Below are 20,033 nucleotides of genomic sequence, written 5' to 3'. Positions count from 1 at the left end.
GTCATTTGCGGCCGTCGCCGAAACGGCGGCAGTCCCGTTCGTCGGTCCCGGCCTCCGCCCGCCCGCCGTTGGAGGTGCGGTAACGCGAATCGTCGCACTGGCCGTTGCCGGCATAGCGGCTGTAGCCGCCGTGGCCCCGGCTTCTGTACCCGCCGTCGTAGCCGTTGCCGTAGTATCCGCCATTGTCCTGGCCGCCGCGACGGTGATGATGCCGGCCGCGGTTGTAATCGCCATCGTCGTCGTCATCGCCGGCTGTGGCGGCCAGCACGCCCAGCCCGACCACCGCGGCGCCGATCAGCAGGGCGCCCGCCATGTCGTCGTTGCCGTTGCCGGCACAGCCGGGCAAGGCCAGCGACGCCGCCAGGCAAGCGGCCATAACGGTCCTGCCACCAAAAACTCCGCGCCGCGCCACCGTTCCCATCGCCGCCTCCCGGAATAGGGCTTCATTTACGCATGAACACATGAGCAGCGTTTTTCATCCGATACCATTATAATTTCATTTTAGAAATATTTATTCCGCCCCGCTTCCGCACTGCTTCCGCCCGGCCGGTGTATACGGATGGCTTGCGGCGGGGCTTGGCCTGCCCGGCTGGAAGCCCTATGGTCGGGCTGCTGTCGCCAATATGGGGAGTGCGTGGATGTTCACCGCCAGGATCCTTCTGCTCGGCTCCGGGGAACTGGGCAAGGAATTCGTTATCGCGGCCAAGCGGTTGGGGTGCGAGGTCATCGCCTGCGACAGCTATGCCAACGCCCCGGCGATGCAGGTCGCCGACGCGGCGGAGGTGTTCTCCATGCTGGACGCCGACGCCCTGCGCGCCGCCATCGCCAAGCACCGCCCCGACTATATCGTGCCGGAGGTGGAGGCGATCCGCACCGAGGTGCTGCACGAGTTCGAGGATGCCGGCACCACCGTCGTGCCGTCGGCCCGTGCCGCCACCATGACGATGAACCGCGACCGCATCCGCGAGGTCGCCGCCACCGAACTCGGCCTGCGCACCTCGCGCTACCGCTATGCCGAAAGCCTGGAAGAGGTCCGTGCCGGGGCGGAACACACCGGTTTCCCTTGTGTCGTCAAGCCGGTGATGTCGTCGTCCGGCAAGGGGCAGAGCACGGTGCAGGAGGCCGCCGGGCTGGAGGCCGCCTGGGACTATGCGGTGGCGAACATGCGCGGCGACCGCCGCAAGGTGATCGTCGAGGAATTCGTTCCCTTCGAGTACGAGATCACCCTGCTGACCGTCCGCACCCGCGACGGCATCCTCTATTGCGAGCCGATCGGCCACCGGCAGGAACGCGGAGACTATCAGGAATCCTGGCAGCCGGTCGCCATGCCGCAGGCGATGCTGGACGATGCGAAGGCGATGGCCGCGCGCGTCGTCGACAATCTCGGCGGCTATGGCATCTTCGGCGTCGAGTTCTTCGTGACGGCCGGCGAGGTCATCTTCTCCGAACTGTCGCCGCGCCCGCACGACACCGGCATGGTCACGCTGCTGTCGCAGAATCTGTCGGAGTTCGAACTGCACGCCCGCGCCATCCTGGGCCTGCCGATCCCCAACATCGTCTGCCGCGCCCCGTCGGCGTCGGCCGTCATCCTGGCCGACCGCGAGGCGGAGAATTTCCGCATCGAGGGGCTGGCCGAGGCGCTGCGCCTCGGTTCGGCGGAACAGGAAGTTGACGTCCGCCTGTTCGGCAAGCCGACCACCCGCAAGAACCGCCGCATGGGCGTGGCGCTCGCCACCGGCAGCGACACCGACGACGCACGGGCGCTGGCCAAGCGGGCGGCGGACAAGGTGACGATCCGGTATCTGTGATCGTCTGGCGATGCGGCGGGCACGGTGGATGCCCGCCGCTCGTCGCGCGTCCGCTTACGACATCACCGCCAGCGTTCCGGACATGGTGTCCGGCTCAAGCATCGGGGCCGCCCGTCCCGTGGTGGTCAGCGGAGCGGTGGAGCGTCCTTCGCGATAGCCGAACAGGATGTAATGGTTGGCGGCCGCCGCCTCGGTGCTGCCCAAGGCGCGCTGCACATCCGGATTGCGCGCCAGATAGGCCGCCGCATTGAAGGTGGTCGTCCGCCCTTCCAGGCGTCCGCTGCGGGCGTAATGCAAAGCTGCGGCGGTCGTGTCGGTGCCGAATGCCTGGATCAGATCCGGGTTCGCCGCGATATAGCTCATGGCGTTGAACGTCGTGCTGCGCCCTTCCGAGCGGCCGAAAACAATATAATGCTCCGTCGCAGCCGCGGTGTTCGTGCCGAATGCAGCAGCAAGATCGCGGTTCGCAGCCAGATAACTCGCGGCATCGAAGCTCGTCGACCGGTTCTCGAGGTGTCCGTTCTGGACGTAATGATAGAAGGCAGCCGTACCGTTGGTTCCGAACGCGGCAGCCAAGTCGCGGTTGGCCGCGAGATAGCTCATCGCGTCGAAGGCGGTCGCGCTGGAGGCCGATACCGTACGGTCGGAAAACCGGATATATTCGACATTCCGAATCAGATCGGAACCGTTGAGGCGGTCGATGATCGCAGACTGGCCGCCGTAGCTCATCAGTTTATTGGGCGCATAGCTCTGGCTGGATATGACCGTATCGACACCGTCACCTCCGTCGATCGTATCGACTCCATACCCGCCGCTGATGAGGTCGTCACCGCCGCCGCCGCTGATATAATCGTTTCCGTTATATCCATAGAGGGTGTCGGCATAGGACGATCCAAAGATTTGGTCGCTACCGGACAGGATGTTCTGGGTGGTCAGCGCATAACCAAGGCTGTAGATGCTGTAAAAGCTGATGTCGGCATTGCTGAATGACATCAGCGGGTTTCCGTTGGGCAGGGTTGCCGACACGGAGGTTATTCTTCCCGATACATTATAACTGGTGACATTGAAAGAACCGGTGACGGTGACGTCCATGACCGGCGCGCCATTCAGCGTGTAACGGAACGCAATCCGCGAGCCGTCCTGTGCGAGAATGGAATAATTGTCGTAGACGATACCTGCGGTATCTCCCGACCCTGATAAATTGATTGAGACATTTGCGACGACAGTGGTCATGTATCTATCCTCAAGAAATCCGACAGGAATATTACTGAACGCATGTTCGGCGGCCGGCGTCGTCTGTGACGATACCACCGAGGCGATGTCGAGATTGCGGACCCCGGTCCATTAGCTCCTTCAAATTAAATGTCGACAGTCGTCGACTGTCGAACATACCCATAAGTGTAAGAGCGCAATCTTAGAATGTCGAGGGTGTGTCGGTGGATTTCAGGTTGCTTCCCACGCCACCTTCTACCGCCCCAGCAGCCGGTCCACCCGGCGTAGGGCCGGGAACATCACCGCCCATAGGCCGGCCAGCCCGACCGCGCCGACGCCACCCAGCACCACCGCCGGGACTGCGCCGACCAGCGCCGCGACGCTGCCGGATTCGAACTCGCCCAACTGGTTGGAGGCACCGATGAACAGAGAGGTGACGGCACCGACCCGGCCACGCATCTCGTCGGGGGTGGAGAGTTGGATCAGCGTCTGGCGGACGAACATGCTGACCTGATCGGTGGCGCCGACCGCCAGAAGGGCGACGAAGGACAGCACCGGATCGGCCGACAGGCCGAAGGCGATGGTGGCGACGCCGAACCCGGCGACGGCAACCAGCATCCAGCGCCCGGCATGCCGCTTCACTCCCCAGCGGGTGATGACCATCGCCATGGCGAGCGCCCCCAGTGCCGGGGCGGAACGCAGCAGGCCGAGGCCCCACGGCCCGACATGCAGAACGTCGCGGGCATAGATCGGCAGCAGCGCCGTCGCCCCGCCGAGCAGAACCGCGAAGAGGTCGAGCGAGATGGCGCCCAGGATCTCCGGCCGGCTGCGGATGAAGGCGGCGCCGGCCAGCATGCTCGTCAGGCTCATGGCGCGCTTGGTCATGGTGACGGGGCGCGGCCTGCAGGCGGCGATCAGCAGCACCGACAGCACCAGCATCGCCGTGCTGACGCCATAGACCGCCGCCGGGCCGGCGATGTAGAGCAGCCCGCCCAGCGCCGGGCCCGAGATCTGCGCCACCTGCACCCCCGACGACTGCCAGGCGACGGCGTTGGGAAGGTCCTCCACCGGCACGGTCGCCGACAGGATCGCCTGGTTGGCCGGCCCCTCGAAGGATTTGGCGAGGCCGATCAGCGCCACCACGGCGAAGATCGCGTGGGGCGACAGCCCACCGGCCATGGTCAGCAGGAACAGCGCGGCCACGGCGATCATCTCGATCGACAGGGCGCCGAACAGCACCGTCTTGCGGTCGTTGTTGTCGACGACATGTCCGGCGACCAGCACCAGCGCCAGGGAGGGCAGGAACTGGAACAGCCCGACCAGCCCGAGGTCGAGCGGGTCGCCGGTCATGGCATAGACCTGCCAGCCGACCGCCACCACCTGCATCTGGATCGCCAGCATCGAACAGACCCGCGCGCTCCAGAACAGGGCGAAGGCGCGGTGACGGAAGGCCGACCGGAAACTATCCCCGGCCGTGGCGGCGCTGGTCATTCAAACTGGCTCCAGAAGTGTGGCGAGCCCCAGTCCGCCGCCGATGCCGAGCGTGGCGAGGCCCCGGCGGGGCGCGGTGCCCGCCGCCGGGAACAGCAGCTCGGTGAACAGGCGCGTCACCAGGATGGCCCCGGACGCGCCGTAGGGATGGCCGAGCGCCAGCGCACCGCCGCCGACCGACACGCGCGACGGGTCGATGGCGAGCGCGTCGAGGCTGGCCAGCACCTGGGCGGCGAAGGCCTCGTTGAACTCGACGAGGTCGATGTCGGCGACGAACAGGCCGGGGTTGCGGGCCAGAAGCTTCGTCACCGCCGGGATCGGACCGGTGCCCAGAAGCTTGGGATCCACGCCGGCCGCCGTGCTGTCGACCACCGCCAGTCCGCGGGTCAGGCCGAGTTCGCGGAACTTCCGCTCCGACACCACCGCCACGACGGCGGCGCCGTCATTGACCGGACAGGCGTTGCCGGCGGTCACCGTGCCGTCGGGCCGCAGGATCGGGCGCAGGGCCGCCAGCCGGTCGAGGCTGGTGTCGGCGCGAGGACACTCGTCGCGGTCGATGACGCGGCCATCACGGAGGGTGAGCGGCACGATCTCGCGGTCGAACCGTCCGGCGGCTTGCGCGGCGAGGGCCTTGCAGTGGCTGTCCAGGGCGTAGCGGTCCTGGCGGGCGCGGTCGATGCCATAGACGGCGGCGACATTCTCCGCCGCTTCGATCATCGACGGGTCGCCGATCTCGTCGGGGGCGAAGCGGGCGCGGTCGTAGAAGGTCGGGCTGCGGTAGAGGTTGGACGGCTTGGCGACGCGCCAGGGTGCGGTGCTGGTGCTCTCCACCCCGCCGGCGAGGACGATGTCGCAGGCGCCGGACTGCACCAGCCGGGCGGCGAGGTTGACCGCCTCCAACCCCGATCCGCACTGCCGGTCCACCGTGACGCCGGGAACCGAAACCGGCAGGCCGGCGGCCAGCGCCGACAGCCGAGCGACGTTGCCGCCGGGCCCGACCGCGTTGCCCAGCAGCACCTCGTCCACCTCCGCGGGGTCGACGCCGGCGTCGGCCAGCACCGCGCGGATGACCGGGGCGGCGAGACCCTCGACGGGCAACTCGCGCAGGGAGCCGCCGATGCGGCCGACCGGCGTGCGGCGTGCGGCGACGACTATGGGACGGTTGCTCACCCCACCACCTCCAGCCCGCCGGCCCTTGCCCGCTCGCGGACATCGGAGCGGGCGATCTTGCCGCTGCCGGTCAGGGGCATGTCGGCCGCCGCGAAGACCCGGCGCGGGGCCTTGTAGGCCTCCAGCCGCTCCTGACACCAGCCGCGCAGCTCGGCGAGCGAGGCGTGCGCCGCGCCGCGCCACCAGACCACGGCGGACAGGGCGTCGCCCCAATAGGGATCGGGCAGGCCGAACACCACCGCCTCCGCCACCGCGGGATGGGCGCGTAAGGTCGCTTCGACCTCCGCCGGGTAGACGTTCAGCCCGCCGGTGATGACCATGTCACCGGCCCGGCCGACCAGCCTCAGCCAGCCTTCGGCGTCGATCCAGCCATAGTCGCCGACCGTGCCCCAGCCGTTGTGCTCGCGATAGCCGGCGCCGTCGGTGGTGCCGAGATAACCGTCGCTCAGCATGTCGCTCCGCACCCAGACTGTGCCGGGCCGGCCGCGCTCCACCGGATTGCCGTCGTCGTCGCGCAGGCTCAGTTCCACCCCGTGGAAGGGGCGGCCGACGCTGTCGGCGGGGGCGCCTTCGCGCGACGAGCGCAGGCTGACGAAGCTCAGCTCGGACGCGCCGTAATATTCCAGCACGGCCGCATCCGGGCAGAGGGCGGACAGCCGCTCATGCACCGCGGGTGCGAGTTTGGCGCCGGAACAGACCACCCGGCGCAGGGCGGGGAAGCGCCGGCCGTCGCGTTCCGCCGCGTCGAGGATGGCGACGAGCATCGTCGGCACCAGCACCAGCGTGGTGACGCCGCACTCCGCCAACTGCGTTGCGGCGTCCGTTGCGTCGAACTTCGGCTGCACCCGGACGGTGGCGCCCGCCGACAGCCCCTCCACCGCGCCATAGAGACCCAGGCCATGGACCAGCGGTCCCGGCACCAGGACGATGTCATCGGGTCCGATGCCGAACTCCAAGCGGCTCGCCTCCAGCGTCGCCAGCCAGGAGCCCTGGTTGCGGATGAAGGCCTTCGGCCGCCCGGTGGTGCCGGAGGTGAAGCCGACCAGGAAGGGCGTTTCCGGATCGACCGCCGGGATGGTCCAGCCCGCCGGCTGAGCGGCGATCCAGGCGGGTGCCGTCTCCGCCGTCAGATGCAGGTTGGGACGGAAAGTATCGATGGCGGCGGCGGTCTGGCCGGCGCTCCATTTCGGGTCGAACAGCCCGACGATGCCGCCCGCCGCGACAATGCCGAAGAACAGGGCCGGCAACTCCGCCCGGTTGCCGAGGCCGAGCGCCACACGCGGCGGCACTCCGTCCCGGCGCACGGCGGACACGCCGGCTCCCACCCGCCGCACTTGGTCGAGCAGGGTGCCGTAGGACACCACCTCGTCGCCGAAGACCAGCGCGGGATGGCCGGGCGCCCGCCCGGCGGCCAGTGCGAAGGGGCGGGCGAGGTTGTCCGCCCCGGTATGGCTGCCGACAAAGGAGGGTCGGTCAGGCGCCATTCGATCAGGCATGGATCGGCAGGATGCCTGCACGGCGGACGCCCGAGGCGGCGACAGCGGCGACACCGGCCTTGATCAGGTCGCCCGGCACGAAGGCCAGCGAGCCGAACAGCGCCTTCTCGATCGGCAGGCCGGCGACCAGCGACAGCCAGGGAATGCCGCCCGCATAGACGACCAGGATGCCGCCGAGGACGCTGACCGCGAACAGGCGGATCGGGTTGGCGTTGGTGGCGAACCGCTCCGCCAGCCAGCCGGTGACGAAGGCGGCGACCGGCCAGGACAGCACGAAGCCGCCGGTCGGCCCCATCAGCACGCCGATGCCGCCGCGCCCTCCCGCCAGCAGCGGCAGCCCGGCCGCGACCAGCAGGACGAACAGCAATGCTGCGATGCCGCCGCGCTTGGCGCCCAGGATGGTGCCGGCCAGCATGACGCCCAGCGTCTGCGCGGTGACCGGCACCGGCAGGAAGCCGAGCGGGATCGGCGGCGCCATGCCAAGCCCGCCCAGCAGGGCGGCGAACAGGGCGCAGAGAACGAGGTCGCGGGTGGACAACATGGCGGACGCTTCCTTCGGCTGGTGACGTTATCGTTGAGTGCTGTTTTTGGTTTTGGTGTCGTTCGCCCCGGCATCCGCCGGGTCGTAGCCGCGCGCTTCCAGTGCGGCGGTCAGATCATCGGCCATGGTGAGGATCTTGACCAGCAGCGGAACGAACAGGGCGGCTATGTTGCGCTCCACGCCGCGGGCGCGCTGGGCCATCCGCACCTCGCGCACCTGTTCGCCCAGCAGCGGGATGAAGCGGATGGTCAGGGCCAGCATCAGCGCCATCTTCGCCGGATTGACCCCGACCGGGCGCAGCAGGCCGAACAGCCGCTCGAACAGATCGACCATGTCCATCACGCGGGTGGTCAGCGTGACCAGCGTCGCCAGCAGGATCAGGGCGGCGAAACGGGCGACGGCGATGGCCGTTTCCTCCCATCCGCCGCCGGCCAGCAGGGCCTGGAAGCCGAACAGCAGGGTCAGCATGACGACCGGCGCCCGCAGTTCCGCCAGCACCCGCCTGGCCGGCAGCCTCGCCGCGACAAGCACGGCGGCGCCGATCAGTCCGGCGGTGAGCGCCCCCCAGGCACCGGGCAGCGCCAGCACCGCCATCGTCACCAGCAGCAGCCCGCCCAGCTTCGCCCCCGCCGGCAGGCGGTGGATGGGAGACTCCCGATGCAGGTAGAGCCCCAGCATCAGCCGAGCCGCTCGATGTAGGCCGGCACGGTCTCCGCCGGGGGACCGTCGGCGACGACGCGGCCATCCTCCAGCACCAGCGCCCGGTCGAAGTCCCTGATCATGTCGAGGTCGTGGGTAACGACGATCACCGTCTGCGGCAGCCCGCGCAGCAACTCGATCACTTTGCGGCGATTGCGCAGGTCGAGCAGGGTGGTCGGCTCGTCGAAGATCACATAGGCCGGTTCCAGCACCAGCACCCCGGCGATGGCGAGCAGCTGCTTCTCGCCGCCGCTCATCTGGTGTGCCGGCTGGTGGCGGTAGCGGGCGAGGCCGTAACGTTCCAGCGCACCGGCGACGCGGCGGGCGATCTCGTCCTTCGGCAGCTTGCGCGCCTTCAGCCCGAAGGCGAGGTCTTCCTCCACCGTCGGGTAGACGATCTGGGTGTCGGGATTCTGGAAGACGAAGCCGACCCGCTGACGCACGGCCCGTCCGTCGCTGCGGGTGTCCAGGCCATCGACGGTGACGGTGCCGGCGGTCGGCAGGATCAGGCCGTTCAGCAGCCGCGCCAACGTGCTCTTCCCCGAGCCGTTGCCGCCGAGAATGGCGATGCGCCGTTCCGTCAGCCGCAGCGAGAGGTCGTGCAGGACAGGACGGTCGCCATAGGCGTGGGTGACGGACCGGAGTTCGATCATCGACGGAGACGGGGCTTTCGCGTTGCAGTTCTGTTGCGCGTGCGAAAGGTTCTTAGCGAGTATATGGAGCGCGTGCCAGGGGGGAAGTTGCCAAAATCGCAACTTATGCCCCCTCCCTAACCCTCCCCCGCTTGCGCGGGAGAGGGGACTGCCGATGCTCCGCAGTCAACTCCCTCTACCGCCGAAGGCGGGGGAGGGAAGGGGCCCATGCGTCAGCATGGGAAGGGAGGGGGCAATACCGAGTGATGCGCTGTAAGAGATCAGAAACTGTTCCGTTCGTGGTAGGTCTGCAAAAACTGCTGCACCCGCGGTTCGCTGGACTCGTGGAAGACCTCGCGCGGGGTGCCGAAGGCGGCGATGCGGCCGCGGTCGAGGAACGCCACCTTGTCGGCGACGTTGGCGGCGAAGCCCATCTCGTGGGTCACCACCACCATGGTCATGCCGTCGGCGGCCAGATCGCGCATCACCTGCAACACCTCGCCCACCAGTTCGGGGTCGAGTGCCGAGGTCGGCTCGTCGAACAGCATCAGGTGGGGTTCCATCGCGATGACGCGGGCGATGGCGACGCGCTGCTGCTGGCCGCCGGACAGGCGGGCGGGGTAGGCGTCGGCCTTGGCGGCCAGACCCACCCGGTCCAGCATCCGGCCGGCATGCGCGGCAGCCGACGCCTTGTCCATGCCGCGGACCTGCACCAGGGCTTCGGCCACATTCTCCAGCGCGGTCATGTGGGGCCACAGGTTGAACTGCTGGAACACCATGCCGACGTTGCGGCGCAGGCTGCGCAGGTCGCGGTTCGACAGGCGGCGGCGCGGCGTGTCCTCGGTATAGCCGACCAGCGTGCCTTCGATGCGGATCTCGCCGCGGTCGTAGACCTCCAGGAAGTTGATGCAGCGCAGAAGCGTGCTCTTGCCGGATCCGCTGGGGCCGATCAGGCAGACGACCTCCGACTTGTTGACGGTCAGGTCGATGTCGCGCAGCACCTCGTTGGTGCCGAAGCTCTTGCCGACGCTGCGGATCGAGACCATCGGCACGGCATCGCCCTGGACCGTGGTGCGCGGCGGGGTGGCGGTTTGGGAAACGGCGGTCATCACGCCCTCGCGGTTGCAGTCTCGGACGACGACCCTTGCGGCGAGGCGTGGGTCAGGAAACGGGTGACGCGCGCCTCCAGCCGGCGGCCCAGGCGCGACACCACCTCCACCAGCATCCAGTAGAACAGCGCCATCCCAAGGATGGTTTCGAAGGTGGCGAAGGTCTCCGCCGCCATCGTCTGCATCTCGTACATCAGTTCCGGCACGGTGATGATCGACAGCACCACCGTCTCCTTGGTCAGGATCGCCATCATGTTGACGATGGCGGGGATGGTCGACACCAGCATCGCCGGTACGATTACCCGGCGCAAGATGGAGCCGTAGGACATGCCGAGGCTTAGCGCCGCCTCCACCTGCCCCTTCGGCACCGCCTGATAGCCGGCGCGGAAGATCTCGGCGAAATAGGCGCTGCCATAGATGCCGAGGCCAAGGATGCCCGCCGTCGTCGCCTCCAGCCGCAGGCCGATCGACGGGCCGCCGCTGTAGAGCAGGAACAGCTGGATCAGGAAGGGCGTGCCCCGGATCACCTCGATATAGGCGCGGATGATCCAGCGCAGCGGCTTGATCGGCAATTGCCGCAGCAGCATCAGCACGAAGCCCAGGACCATGCCGATGAGGCAGCCGGCGCCCCAGCACAGGATGGTGACGCCGAAGCCGCGCAGCAGCGCCGGGCCGTACTGGACGAGAAGGGAAAGGTCCAACATCGGATCAGGCCTGTTGCAGGCGGCGTTCGACCAGCGTGCCGAACAGGGCCAGCGCGCCGTTGATCGCCAGATAGATGAGCCCGGCCGCGAGATAGATCTCCAGCGGGCGGTAGTTGCTGGCCGAGATGGTCTGGCTGGTCCGCGTCAGCTCCGCCACCCCGACGACGGAGATCAGCGAGGACGCCTTCAACAGCAGGATCAGCTCGTTGACCAGCGCGGGAACCGAGATGCGGAAGGCCTGCGGCAGCAGGATGCGCGTCCAGATCGATTGGGCGGGAAAACCCAGCGCCAGCGCGGCTTCCGATTGCCCATGCGGGACGGCGTTCAGCGCACCGCGGTAGATCTCCGACACATAGGCGCCCGACGCGAGGCCAAGGGCGGCGACGGAGGCGACCAGCGGCGGCACGTCGATGCCGATCAGCGGCAGCATGTAGTAAATCAGCAGAAGCTGGATCAGCAACGGCACGCCGCGGAAGAAGCTGACATAGACGCCGCCGGCCATGTCGGCCGCCCGGCCGCCGGACTGGCGCGCCACGCAGACGACAACGCCGAACACCTGCCCCAGCAGCACGCCGAGCAGCGAGACCCAGATGGTCGTGACGGCCGCCCCCAGCAGATAGGGAAGGGCGTCGATGATGACGCTGAACTTCATCGAGTGGGCCTTAGGTGATCTTTTCCCTCTCCCGCCCCGGGAGAGGGAAGGGGCCCAAGCGGAGCTTGGGAAGGGTGAGGGGTGATGCGAGGATTGGGGAATCCATGTCCGGATTGCCCCTCACCCTCCCCACTTCGTGGGTCCCCTCCCTCTCCCGGGGCGGGAGAGGGAAGGTCATGCGCCTCTTACAGCTGCGGTTCCGGAACGGTGGTCGGCAGGTCCTGCGAGACGCCGAACCACTTCTTCTGGATGGTGGCCATACGGCCGTCCTTCTGGATCTTCACCAGGGCGGCGTTGACCGCCTCAATCAGGCTCTTGTCGTTCTCGTCCAGGCGGCCGACCCAGGAGAAGTAGGACGGCTTGCCGAAGGGCGGCAGAACGACGGCGAAGGTGTCCTTGCGCTTGGATGCCGCGAAGTTCAGGTTCGGCAGCGAGTTGACCGAGGCGTCGACGCGGCCGGCGGCCAGATCGGCGTAGGACTGGTTGCTGTCGACATATTCGCGCACGTCCGGCGGCGTCGGCAGGGTCTGACCGTATTCCTTCACCTGGGCCAACTGCGAGGTGCCCTTGCCGCCGCCGACCTTCTTGCCGGCGATGTCTTCCGGCTTGTTGATGGTCTTGTCGTCGGCCCGCTTCATCAGGGCGGCGGTCGCCTCCGAAATCGGAACGGTGAAGGAATAGCGCTTCATGCGCTCCTTCGTGATGGTGACCGGGGCGATGACCAGATCGAACTTCTTGGCTTCCAGGCCGGGCAGCACGCTGGTCCAGGGCAGGTCCATGTACTTGGCCTTGACGCCCAGTTCCTTGGCCACCTCGTCGATCAGGTCGCGGTCGACGCCCTGGTATTCGTTGTTCTCAAGGAAATCGAAGGGCGGGAACTGCATCTCGGTGGCGACGGTCAGGACGCCGGCCTTCTTCACGTCGGCCAGCGTGTCGGCCATCGCCGTGCCGGCGGCGGCGCCCGCGACCAGCATCGTGGCGCCCAGCAGCGCCGCCTTGACCATCGTCCGAACCATAGCCTTGCTCTCCATCATGAAAGGACCCCCTGTTGCGGCCGGCGGCTGTCGCCGGTCCTTTTGTGTTTACAAATTCAACTCTGTCGCGCTGTCGGTGATCGACGACCCGCTGAGGCTGAAGCGGTCGCCCACCGACAGGAAATGCACCAGCGTCACCGGCCGGCTGAGATGCATGGTCTGCCGCCGGATCGACAGGCAGGCCGTACCGGCCTCCACCCCCAGCAGCGCCGCCATCTCCGCCGTGGCGTTGACCGCCCGCACGGTGTGGTCGGCGGACGACCAGGGAACCCGGTCGACCAGCCAACGGCTGGGTGCCACGACGTCGAACGGTTCGTCAATCACCTCCGGCACGACGTCGAGGTTGACGAGGCGGCGTTCGTGCTGAATCGGCGTCCCGTCGCTGAAATGCAGGCATTCCAGCGTCAGGATCGGCGTTCCGTCGGGCAGGTCCGGCCAGCGGATGCCCTCGCCGTTGCGGAGGCTCCTGCGGTCGCGGATGCGGAATTCATAGACACGCCCCTCTCGTGCCACCACGTCGCCGATGTCCTCGATTGGCAGGGCGAAGCGGTCGCGGCGGCTGGTGGCGACGAAGGTGCCGGCGCGGCGGCGGCGGACCAGGAACCCTTCCCGCGCCAGCAGGGCGATGGCCTTATGCACCGTTTGGCGGGAGACGCCGTAGAGGCTGGACAGCTCCGCCTCATTGGGAAGTCGCTGGCCGGCCTGCCAGCGTCCGCGCAGGATCTGGCCGGCGACGGCACGCTTGATCTGGTCGAACAGGGGGCCGCGGCCGTCCAGGGCGCCATCCAGTGAGCCGCTGGGGCTGCTGTCCAGGGTCAGGCCACCTTGCACCGGATCGCCCGGCTGGGAAGCCGGTCCGCCACCGCGGTCCTGTCCGGTCAGGTTTTGCCGTACCAACCCCTGCACCCCGCTCTCCGCGCCGCGTTGCGATGTGACGTTCCGGCGATAATGTATGTACATAATCTTTCGGTCAATCGCGAATTCCCGATCTTGCCCTTGGCTATGCTGCGGTGCGGCGGATTCTCGCCTATCCGCTTCGCAAGGGCTTGCGCAGCCGTTCAAGAAAGCCAATTGGAGAGCGGGTTTCGCAGTTTTGAAGGTTCGAGTGCGTGCATGCTGGTCGGATCGGGCAAGGAAGGGTTGATGGGGACGGTGGCGGAGGTTCGTGACGATCTCGTCGCCTGCCACGACTGCGGACGCCTGCACCGCATCCGCCTGCCGGCACCGGGCCACCGGGCCGAATGTACCCGTTGCGGCGCGGTGCTGTTCCGGCACACCAGGGGCGGGCTGCACCATGCGCTGCCGGTGGCGGTCGCCGGCGCCCTGCTGCTGCTGCTGATCGCCGCCAACCCGCTGATGGGGGTGAACATCCAGGGCAACGACCGGACCAGTCTGGTCGTCACCGGGGTCGAAACGCTGGCCGACCAGGGCATGTGGCCGCTGGCGCTGCTGGTCGGCGCGCTGGTGCTGGCCGCCCCTTTCGCCCGCAACATGGCGGTGATCGCCGTACTGCAGCGCCTGCACGAAGGCCGCCCACCCGTCCATGCGCGGGAAACGGCGCGTCTGTTCGCCTGGGCCGAGCGGCTGCGGCCCTGGGCGATGCTGGACGTTTTCCTGCTGGGGCTGCTGGTCGGATATTCGCGGCTGAAAGGCTTCGCCAATGCCGAATTCCTGGCCGGCGGACTGGCGCTGGGCGGCTTCGTGCTGGTCCGCACGCTGATGGACCTGTCGCTCGACAGCCGCCGGATCTGGCAGGCCATCGACCATGTTCCGCCGTCCGGTGCGCCGGCACCGGCGCGCTGGGTCGCCTGCACCGTCTGCCAGCGGATTCATGGCTGCGACCACGGCCCGGCTCCGGAGCGCTGCACCCGCTGCCACAGCCGCCTGCACCCGCGCGAGCCGAACAGCCTGGAGCGCACCGCCGCGCTGGTGACGGCCGGCGCGGTCCTTTATGTCCCGGCCAATCTGCTGCCGGTGATGACCGTCATCAATTTCGGCCAGGGCGCCCCCAGCACCATCCTCAGTGGCGTGCACGAGCTGGCGGAAGCCGGGTTGTGGCCGCTGGCCATTCTGGTCTTCGTCGCCAGCGTCGCCGTGCCGGTGCTGAAGCTGGCGGGGCTCGGCTGGTTCCTTCTGGCCGCGTGGCGGCGTTCGGCCGCAAGGCTGCATGCCCGGACGCGGCTGTACCGTATCATCGACGCCATCGGGCGCTGGTCCAACATCGACGTGTTCATGATCGCCATCCTCACGGCCCTGGTGCAATTCGGCGCCGTCGCCTCCGTCCGCGCCGATCCCGGCGCCATCGCCTTCGCCTCGGTGGTCGTGCTGACCATGGTGGCAAGCCATGTCTTCGACCCGCGCGTAATGTGGGACCGGGCGGAGGAGGAGGCACCCGATCCGGCTCCGGATCGCCAAGCGGGGGCGGTGCCGCATGGCTGACGAAACCCCGAACGGCCATCCGCCAGAGGTCGCGACGCCGTCGCGCCGGCGGCTGTCGCCCTTATGGATTCTGCCGCTGGTGGCGGTGCTGATCGCAGGCTGGCTCGGCTGGCGCTGGTTCGAGGAGCGTGGGCCGCAGATCGTCATCACCTTCCAGTCCGGTGACGGGCTGGAGGCCGGGCGGACCCGCATCAAGCACAAGAACGTCGATCTGGGCGTGATCGAATCGGTGCGGCTGTCCGACGACCTGTCGCAGGTGATCGCCACCGCCCGCATGGACCGCACCGCCACCCGCCACCTGAAGGAGGGGACCCGCTTCTGGATGGTGGCGCCGCGCCTCAGCCTGGGCGGGGTGTCGGGGCTCAGCACGGTGGTTTCCGGCACCTATGTGGAGATGGAACCCGGTGGCGGCGACGACCGGCGGGAGTTCGATGCGCTGGACGAGCCGCCGGTGATCCGCGCCGACGTGCCGGGCCGCAGCTTCAACCTGAAGACGGAACAGCTGGGGTCGCTGGCCCAGGGCTCTCCCGTCTATTTCCGTGGCGTCCAGATCGGCGAAGTGATGGGCTACAACCTGTCGCCGCAGGACCGCACGGTGTCGGTGTCGGTCTTCGTCCGGGCGCCTTACGAGAATCTGGTGCATGAGGGAAGCCGCTTCTGGCGGTCGTCGGGCATCCAGTTCTCCGCCGGGGCCGACGGCATCAAGTTCCAGACCGAATCGCTGAAGTCGCTGGCGCTGGGCGGCGTCGTTCTGGAAACCCCGCCCGATCCGGAGGCCGGGGCGCAGGCAAATGACTGGGCCACCTTCACCCTCTACGAGGATCAGGCCTCTGCCGCGGCGGCGCGCGACCGGTTGCGCGTGCGCTATCGGCTGGAGTTCCCAGGCTCGGTGCAGGGGCTGCAGGCCGGCGCGCCGGTGCTGATGCGCGGCCTGACCGTCGGCCACGTCGCCGCCGTGCGGCTGGAGTATGACGAGAACAGGCAGGTACTGCACATCCCCGTCGACATCGACATCGAACCCGATCTGGTCGCCCGGACCTATGCCGTGATCGACGGCAAGCCGATGGACGAGGCGGCGGTGCGCAAGCTAATCGCCACGCAGGTTGCCAAGGGGCTGCGCGGCCGGCTGGCTTCGGGCAATTTGCTGACCGGGCAGAAGCTGGTGTCCTTCGACTACGAGCCCGGCAATCCGCCGACGGCGCCGGGGACCGAGCGGTCGGAACTGCCGACCGTCGCCTCAAGCGACCTGGAGTCCCTGACACGGTCGGCCGGGCAGGTGATGGACAAGGTGGCGGCGCTGCCGCTCGACGCGCTGCTGGCCGACCTGCGCGGCACCCTGCAGTCGATCAGCGGCGTTGCCGGCTCGCCCGACCTCGCGCGCTCGCTGGCGGCGCTTGCCAAGGCGCTGGGCAGCGCCGACGCGCTTATGCGAGACGCCGACCGGCAACTGCCGCAGCTGGTGAAGAGCCTGCGCGGCGTGGCGACCGCGGCCCAGGGCACGCTGAATAGTGCCAACGGGCTGCTGGCCGGCGGAGGTGGACAGGCCGATCTGCCCGGCGTGATGCGGCAGTTGAACGATGCGGCGCGGTCCTTCCGCGTGCTGGCCGACTATCTCGAACGCCACCCGGAGGCTCTGCTTCGGGGCAAGAGGTAACGGAATGGGGAGGAGAGGGTGATGGATTGGGTGCGCGGATTGCGGAATGCCGCGCTGGCGGCGCCGCTTCTCGTGCTGGCGGCCTGCCAGTCGACGCCGGAGAGCCGGCTCTACACGCTGGCGGTGGTGCCGCCCGCCGGCACGGCGCAGCCCGCCCGGTCCGCGCCGCAAATCCTGGCGCTGGGATCACTGGACCTGCCGATGCTGATCGACCGGCCGCAGATCGTCCGCCGGATCGACGGCAACCGGGTGGAGACGCTGGAGTTCGACCGTTGGGCCGAGCCGCTGGCCGACGGGCTGCGCTCCACACTGGCCGGCGACCTGTCGGCGCGCCTGCCGGGCACGACGGTGCTGCCGACGGCCGGAAGCAACGTGGCGGAGGGAACTGCGGTGCTTGCCGTCACCGTGCTGCGCTTCGACGCCGACGCCACCGGCCGCGTGCTTCTGGATGCGCAATGGAGCCTGTCGCCGGGCGGCGGGTCCGGCGGGCGCAAGAGCGGCCCGACGCGCGAAATCGTCGAGGTGCCGTCCGCCGGAACCGGACCCGATGCCCAGGTCCGGGCAATGAGCCAAGCGGTCGGAGCGCTGGCCGACCGCATCGCCGCCGGTGTGCGGCGTTAGCCAAGCAGGATCGAGCTTGCCGGCGCCTCAATGCAGCAGGGTGGCGCCGCGGTCCGCGCTGGGGTGAGGCCGGTCCAGGCGGCCGACGGCTGGACGGTTCGGCGAAGGTGTGGCCTCTGCCGGGTCCGGTAGATGCAGCCCGGCACGGCCGAGGGCGGCGGCCAGGACGCAGAGCGGGGCCATCGCCATGCGCACGCCGGCCAGCGGCAGCCAGTCATTCATCAGCAGCCCCGCCTCGCCATGCTGGTCGTGCTGCGCCAGCCGCAGAATGTCGAGCAGAAGCGCTTCGTCCGTACCCAGAGACGGGCAGGGCGGACGGTGCAGGTCGAGCGGACGGGTGGTGGCGGCCAGCACGATGCGCATCAGCGTGTCAAAGGCCACCGCCGCATCGTTCGACAGGCCGGCCTCGGCCATGCCGTCCTGCCAGTGCGGGTGCCGGCGTTCCGGTTCCCGCAACGGTTCCGCCCACAGCCGCAGAACGGAGACGACCAGCGCCTCGGCGCCGCGCAGGTCCTGGAAGCGCTCGCGGCCGGGCATGGAGCGGCGATGGGACTGCATGCTGGACATGACGGACTCCGCTTGGATTGGATGAGCGGAGGGTAGGCTTTTCGAAATGCGAATGCAAGTCATTCGCAAAAGTAGGGCTTCACGAGGCCCGGAATGTCTCCGCGCCCCGCCACCGGTGGCGGAGGCGGGGCGCGGAGAGCCGGAGAAGGGCGGGAGGCGTGCGCGGTCAGGCGGTCGCCGGTTCGGCCACCAGCGAGCGGACGGCGGCGACCACCGCATCGGCCTGCGGCACGAAGGCCTGTTCCAGCGGGAAGCTGGCCGGGGCCGGCGCGTCCGGCCCGGTCAGGCGCAGCACCGGTGCCCGCAGGCTTGTGAAGGCTTTCTCAGCCACCAGGGCGGCGATCTCCGCGCCGACGCCGCACAGGCGGCTCGCCTCATGCACCACGACAAGCCGGCCGGTTTTTGCGACGGATCGCAGGATGGCGTCCTCGTCCAGCGGCTTCAGGCTGCGCAGGTCGATCACCTCCGCTTCGATGCCGGCGGCGGCCAGCGTGTCGGCGGCGGCCATGCAGGTGCCGACCGTCTTGGCGTAGGACACCAGCGTCACGTCACGGCCTTCGCGCCGCACCGCCGCCTTGCCCAGCGGGATGGCATGGGCATCCTCCGGCACCTCTCCGGCGCTGTAGCCGAGGGCGATGTCGGCGAAGACCAGCACCGGGTTGTCGTCGCGGATCGCCGATTTCATCAGCCCCTTGAAGTCGGCGGGGGTAGAGGGCATGACGATCTTCAGTCCGGGGCTGTGGACGAACCAGCTTTCGACATTGTGGTTGTGCTGGGCGCCGACGCCCCATCCGGCACCGGTCATCGCCAGCACCACCATCGGAAATTTGAACTGCCCGCCGGAGATGTAGCGCAGCTTGCCGGCGCTGTTGACGATCTCGTCCATCGCATAGCAGAGGAAGGGGGCGAACAGCAGGTCAACCACCGGGCGCAGGCCGGTCGCGGCGGCCCCGGCGGCGGTGCCGGCGATGATGCCCTCCGCCAGCGGGGTGTTGCGGACGCGGGCGCCGCCGAACTCCGCCAGCAGGTCGTGGCGCTTGGTGGCGACGCCCTCGCCGAAGATCATCACGGTGGGATCGAGCCGCATCTCTTCGGCCAGGGCGGCGGAGATCGCGTCGTTGACGGTCATGGTGGTCATGGTGGTGGGCCTCCGCTCAGGCGTAGACATCGGTGGTCAGGGCATCGGGGCCCGGATAGGGGCTGGCGTCGGCGAAGGCCGTTGCATCCTCCATTGTCGCGCGGACGCGGGCTTCGATGGCGGCGACGGCTTCGGCGGTCAGGCGGCCTTCGCGTTCAAGCCGGGCGCGCAGGCACAGGATCGGGTCGCGGTCGCGCCAGTGGGCCAACTCCGCCTTGTCGACATAGCCCTGGTCGTCCGGCTCGAAATGGCCGCGCAGACGGTAGGTCATCGCCTCCAGCAGGAAGGGCTTGCCGGTGCGGCGGATGGCGTCGATGGCGGCGCCGGCGGCCTCGAACACCGCCAGCGGGTCGTTGCCGTCGACCACCGCGCTTTCCACCCCCAGCGCCGCCGCCTGACCGGCGATGCCGTCGGCCAGCATCGTCTCCTTGCGGTGGACGAAGGCCTGCCACTGGTTGTTTTCGCAGACATAGAGGATCGGCAGCTTCCACACCGCGGCGAGGTTCAGCGATTCCTGGAAGCGTCCTTCGGTGGCGGCCCCGTCGCCGAAGAAGCAGGCGACGATGCCCGGCTGGTTCAGCCCCGGCTTGCTCAACATCGTCCGCGACAGCCCGACGCCGGTCGCCAGAGCCAGTTCGCCGCCGACGATGGTGGAGGTCAGCACGACGCCCAGCTCCTTGGCGGAGATGTGCAGCGACCCGCTCTTGCCGCCGCAATAGCCGTCCTGCTTGCCCATCACCTCCGCCAGCATGCGGCCGGGATCGGCGCCGCGGGCCAGCAGGTGGCCGGCGCTGCGGTGGTTGGTCAGGATCAGGTCGTCTGCGGTCAGGGCCGAGACGACGCCGACGGCCGGAGCCTCCTGCCCCACGGAGGTGCAGGTCCCGGCGGCGCGCCCGCGTCCGTGCAGATCGATCAGCGTTTCTTCATAGGCCCGGATCAGCATCATGCGTTCCAGGGCCTGGACAGGGTCCAGTGGACGGATGGTCATGGTGGCGGTCTCCCTGAATTGGGGACCGTCCGGATGCATGCTTGCTAATTTGCCTTATCCCGGTGCCCCCTCCCCAAC

Annotated in this window: 20 protein-coding genes; 4 read left to right on the top strand and 16 right to left on the bottom strand. The window is 68.6% G+C overall.

Annotated features, from left to right (window positions below):
• Nucleotide 1 precedes the first annotated feature (1 nt).
• Nucleotides 2–376 (bottom strand): hypothetical protein, encoded by a 375-nt coding sequence (locus tag FZ029_RS11525; RefSeq protein WP_247892269.1) that lies wholly within the window; start codon nt 374–376, stop codon nt 2–4.
• 262 nt (nt 377–638) lie between these two features.
• Here FZ029_RS11525 and purT point away from each other — a divergent pair, with 262 nt between their 5' ends.
• Entirely contained in the window at nt 639–1,808 is a 1,170-nt protein-coding gene (gene purT / locus FZ029_RS11520) for a formate-dependent phosphoribosylglycinamide formyltransferase (RefSeq protein WP_149269365.1), read from the top strand.
• A 54-nt stretch (nt 1,809–1,862) separates the two neighbouring features.
• Here purT and FZ029_RS11515 read toward each other — a convergent pair whose 3' ends face one another.
• From FZ029_RS11515 to FZ029_RS11460, 12 genes are all read right to left on the bottom strand, one after another.
• Nucleotides 1,863–3,041 carry a hypothetical protein gene (locus FZ029_RS11515; RefSeq protein ID WP_149269364.1) on the bottom strand — a complete coding sequence of 393 codons (1,179 nt, stop codon included), beginning with the start codon at nt 3,039–3,041 and terminating at the stop codon, nt 1,863–1,865.
• 234 nt (nt 3,042–3,275) lie between these two features.
• Complete coding sequence (locus tag FZ029_RS11510) at nt 3,276–4,511, bottom strand: MFS transporter (RefSeq protein ID WP_149269363.1); 1,236 nt, start codon at nt 4,509–4,511, stop codon at nt 3,276–3,278.
• The gene (locus FZ029_RS11505; RefSeq protein WP_149269362.1) at nt 4,512–5,681 is read right to left on the bottom strand and encodes a thiolase family protein; all 1,170 of its coding nucleotides are present in this window, start codon (nt 5,679–5,681) and stop codon (nt 4,512–4,514) included.
• A complete protein-coding gene (locus tag FZ029_RS11500; RefSeq protein WP_149269361.1) occupies nt 5,678–7,165 on the bottom strand; it encodes an AMP-binding protein in 1,488 nt (495 codons plus the stop codon). Before FZ029_RS11500 ends, FZ029_RS11505 begins: the two co-directional genes overlap by 4 nt.
• A 4-nt stretch (nt 7,166–7,169) precedes the next feature.
• Nucleotides 7,170–7,718, bottom strand: coding sequence for a biotin transporter BioY (locus tag FZ029_RS11495; protein WP_149269360.1), 549 nt, complete (start codon nt 7,716–7,718; stop codon nt 7,170–7,172).
• A gap of 27 nt (nt 7,719–7,745) precedes the next feature.
• Entirely contained in the window at nt 7,746–8,396 is a 651-nt protein-coding gene (locus tag FZ029_RS11490; RefSeq protein ID WP_149269359.1) for an energy-coupling factor transporter transmembrane protein EcfT, read from the bottom strand.
• Nucleotides 8,396–9,070 carry an ATP-binding cassette domain-containing protein gene (locus FZ029_RS11485; RefSeq protein WP_149269358.1) on the bottom strand — a complete coding sequence of 225 codons (675 nt, stop codon included), beginning with the start codon at nt 9,068–9,070 and terminating at the stop codon, nt 8,396–8,398. Before FZ029_RS11485 ends, FZ029_RS11490 begins: the two co-directional genes overlap by 1 nt.
• Before the next feature lie 260 nt (nt 9,071–9,330).
• Nucleotides 9,331–10,158 carry an amino acid ABC transporter ATP-binding protein gene (locus tag FZ029_RS11480; protein ID WP_149269357.1) on the bottom strand — a complete coding sequence of 276 codons (828 nt, stop codon included), beginning with the start codon at nt 10,156–10,158 and terminating at the stop codon, nt 9,331–9,333.
• On the bottom strand, nt 10,158–10,862 hold the full coding sequence (locus FZ029_RS11475) for an amino acid ABC transporter permease (protein WP_149269356.1): 705 nt from the start codon (nt 10,860–10,862) through the stop codon (nt 10,158–10,160). Before FZ029_RS11475 ends, FZ029_RS11480 begins: the two co-directional genes overlap by 1 nt.
• Before the next feature lie 4 nt (nt 10,863–10,866).
• On the bottom strand, nt 10,867–11,514 hold the full coding sequence (locus tag FZ029_RS11470) for an amino acid ABC transporter permease (protein ID WP_149199335.1): 648 nt from the start codon (nt 11,512–11,514) through the stop codon (nt 10,867–10,869).
• Between the two features lie 185 nt (nt 11,515–11,699).
• Nucleotides 11,700–12,530 carry a transporter substrate-binding domain-containing protein gene (locus FZ029_RS11465; RefSeq protein ID WP_247892268.1) on the bottom strand — a complete coding sequence of 277 codons (831 nt, stop codon included), beginning with the start codon at nt 12,528–12,530 and terminating at the stop codon, nt 11,700–11,702.
• A 66-nt stretch (nt 12,531–12,596) separates the two neighbouring features.
• Entirely contained in the window at nt 12,597–13,454 is an 858-nt protein-coding gene (locus FZ029_RS11460) for a GntR family transcriptional regulator (protein WP_247892267.1), read from the bottom strand.
• A 207-nt stretch (nt 13,455–13,661) separates the two neighbouring features.
• Here FZ029_RS11460 and FZ029_RS11455 point away from each other — a divergent pair, with 207 nt between their 5' ends.
• The 3 genes from FZ029_RS11455 to FZ029_RS11445 are packed head-to-tail and all read left to right on the top strand — an operon-like array spanning nt 13,662 to nt 17,262.
• Complete coding sequence (locus FZ029_RS11455; RefSeq protein WP_247892266.1) at nt 13,662–14,987, top strand: paraquat-inducible protein A; 1,326 nt, start codon at nt 13,662–13,664, stop codon at nt 14,985–14,987.
• Complete coding sequence (locus FZ029_RS11450) at nt 14,980–16,641, top strand: MlaD family protein (RefSeq protein WP_149269354.1); 1,662 nt, start codon at nt 14,980–14,982, stop codon at nt 16,639–16,641. Before FZ029_RS11455 ends, FZ029_RS11450 begins: the two co-directional genes overlap by 8 nt.
• A gap of 21 nt (nt 16,642–16,662) precedes the next feature.
• The gene (locus FZ029_RS11445; RefSeq protein WP_149269353.1) at nt 16,663–17,262 is read left to right on the top strand and encodes a PqiC family protein; all 600 of its coding nucleotides are present in this window, start codon (nt 16,663–16,665) and stop codon (nt 17,260–17,262) included.
• Nucleotides 17,263–17,289: 27 nt separating this feature from the next.
• Here the strand turns inward: FZ029_RS11445 and FZ029_RS11440 are convergent, their stop codons facing one another.
• The 3 genes from FZ029_RS11440 to FZ029_RS11430 form a co-directional block, all read right to left on the bottom strand.
• A complete protein-coding gene (locus FZ029_RS11440; protein ID WP_149269352.1) occupies nt 17,290–17,829 on the bottom strand; it encodes a hypothetical protein in 540 nt (179 codons plus the stop codon).
• A 166-nt stretch (nt 17,830–17,995) separates the two neighbouring features.
• Nucleotides 17,996–18,967 carry a pyruvate dehydrogenase complex E1 component subunit beta gene (locus FZ029_RS11435; RefSeq protein WP_149269351.1) on the bottom strand — a complete coding sequence of 324 codons (972 nt, stop codon included), beginning with the start codon at nt 18,965–18,967 and terminating at the stop codon, nt 17,996–17,998.
• A 16-nt stretch (nt 18,968–18,983) separates the two neighbouring features.
• Nucleotides 18,984–19,955 (bottom strand): thiamine pyrophosphate-dependent dehydrogenase E1 component subunit alpha, encoded by a 972-nt coding sequence (locus FZ029_RS11430; protein ID WP_149269350.1) that lies wholly within the window; start codon nt 19,953–19,955, stop codon nt 18,984–18,986.
• Nucleotides 19,956–20,033: the final 78 nt, after the last annotated feature.

This window comes from Azospirillum sp. Sh1, from assembly GCF_008365135.1.
Taxonomy (GTDB): Bacteria; Pseudomonadota; Alphaproteobacteria; order Azospirillales; family Azospirillaceae; genus Azospirillum; species Azospirillum oryzae.
Note: the sequence above shows the minus strand (reverse complement) of the source record. Positions and strands in the feature narration are given on the sequence as shown.

Bases quoted from the DNA above. Each gene is read 5' to 3' on its own strand.
- FZ029_RS11525 (WP_247892269.1), bottom strand. From the start codon at position 376: ATGGCCGCTTGCCTGGCGGCGTCGCTGGCCTTGCCCGGCTGTGCCGGC.
- purT (WP_149269365.1), top strand. From the start codon at position 639: ATGTTCACCGCCAGGATCCTTCTGCTCGGCTCCGGGGAACTGGGCAAG.
- FZ029_RS11515 (WP_149269364.1), bottom strand. From the start codon at position 3,041: ATGACCACTGTCGTCGCAAATGTCTCAATCAATTTATCAGGGTCGGGA.
- FZ029_RS11510 (WP_149269363.1), bottom strand. From the start codon at position 4,511: ATGACCAGCGCCGCCACGGCCGGGGATAGTTTCCGGTCGGCCTTCCGT.
- FZ029_RS11500 (WP_149269361.1), bottom strand. From the start codon at position 7,165: ATGGCGCCTGACCGACCCTCCTTTGTCGGCAGCCATACCGGGGCGGAC.
- FZ029_RS11495 (WP_149269360.1), bottom strand. From the start codon at position 7,718: ATGTTGTCCACCCGCGACCTCGTTCTCTGCGCCCTGTTCGCCGCCCTG.
- FZ029_RS11490 (WP_149269359.1), bottom strand. From the start codon at position 8,396: ATGCTGGGGCTCTACCTGCATCGGGAGTCTCCCATCCACCGCCTGCCG.
- FZ029_RS11485 (WP_149269358.1), bottom strand. From the start codon at position 9,070: ATGATCGAACTCCGGTCCGTCACCCACGCCTATGGCGACCGTCCTGTC.
- FZ029_RS11480 (WP_149269357.1), bottom strand. From the start codon at position 10,158: ATGACCGCCGTTTCCCAAACCGCCACCCCGCCGCGCACCACGGTCCAG.
- FZ029_RS11475 (WP_149269356.1), bottom strand. From the start codon at position 10,862: ATGTTGGACCTTTCCCTTCTCGTCCAGTACGGCCCGGCGCTGCTGCGC.
- FZ029_RS11470 (WP_149199335.1), bottom strand. From the start codon at position 11,514: ATGAAGTTCAGCGTCATCATCGACGCCCTTCCCTATCTGCTGGGGGCG.
- FZ029_RS11465 (WP_247892268.1), bottom strand. From the start codon at position 12,530: ATGGTTCGGACGATGGTCAAGGCGGCGCTGCTGGGCGCCACGATGCTG.
- FZ029_RS11455 (WP_247892266.1), top strand. From the start codon at position 13,662: ATGCTGGTCGGATCGGGCAAGGAAGGGTTGATGGGGACGGTGGCGGAG.
- FZ029_RS11450 (WP_149269354.1), top strand. From the start codon at position 14,980: ATGGCTGACGAAACCCCGAACGGCCATCCGCCAGAGGTCGCGACGCCG.
- FZ029_RS11445 (WP_149269353.1), top strand. From the start codon at position 16,663: ATGGATTGGGTGCGCGGATTGCGGAATGCCGCGCTGGCGGCGCCGCTT.
- FZ029_RS11440 (WP_149269352.1), bottom strand. From the start codon at position 17,829: ATGTCCAGCATGCAGTCCCATCGCCGCTCCATGCCCGGCCGCGAGCGC.
- FZ029_RS11435 (WP_149269351.1), bottom strand. From the start codon at position 18,967: ATGACCACCATGACCGTCAACGACGCGATCTCCGCCGCCCTGGCCGAA.
- FZ029_RS11430 (WP_149269350.1), bottom strand. From the start codon at position 19,955: ATGACCATCCGTCCACTGGACCCTGTCCAGGCCCTGGAACGCATGATG.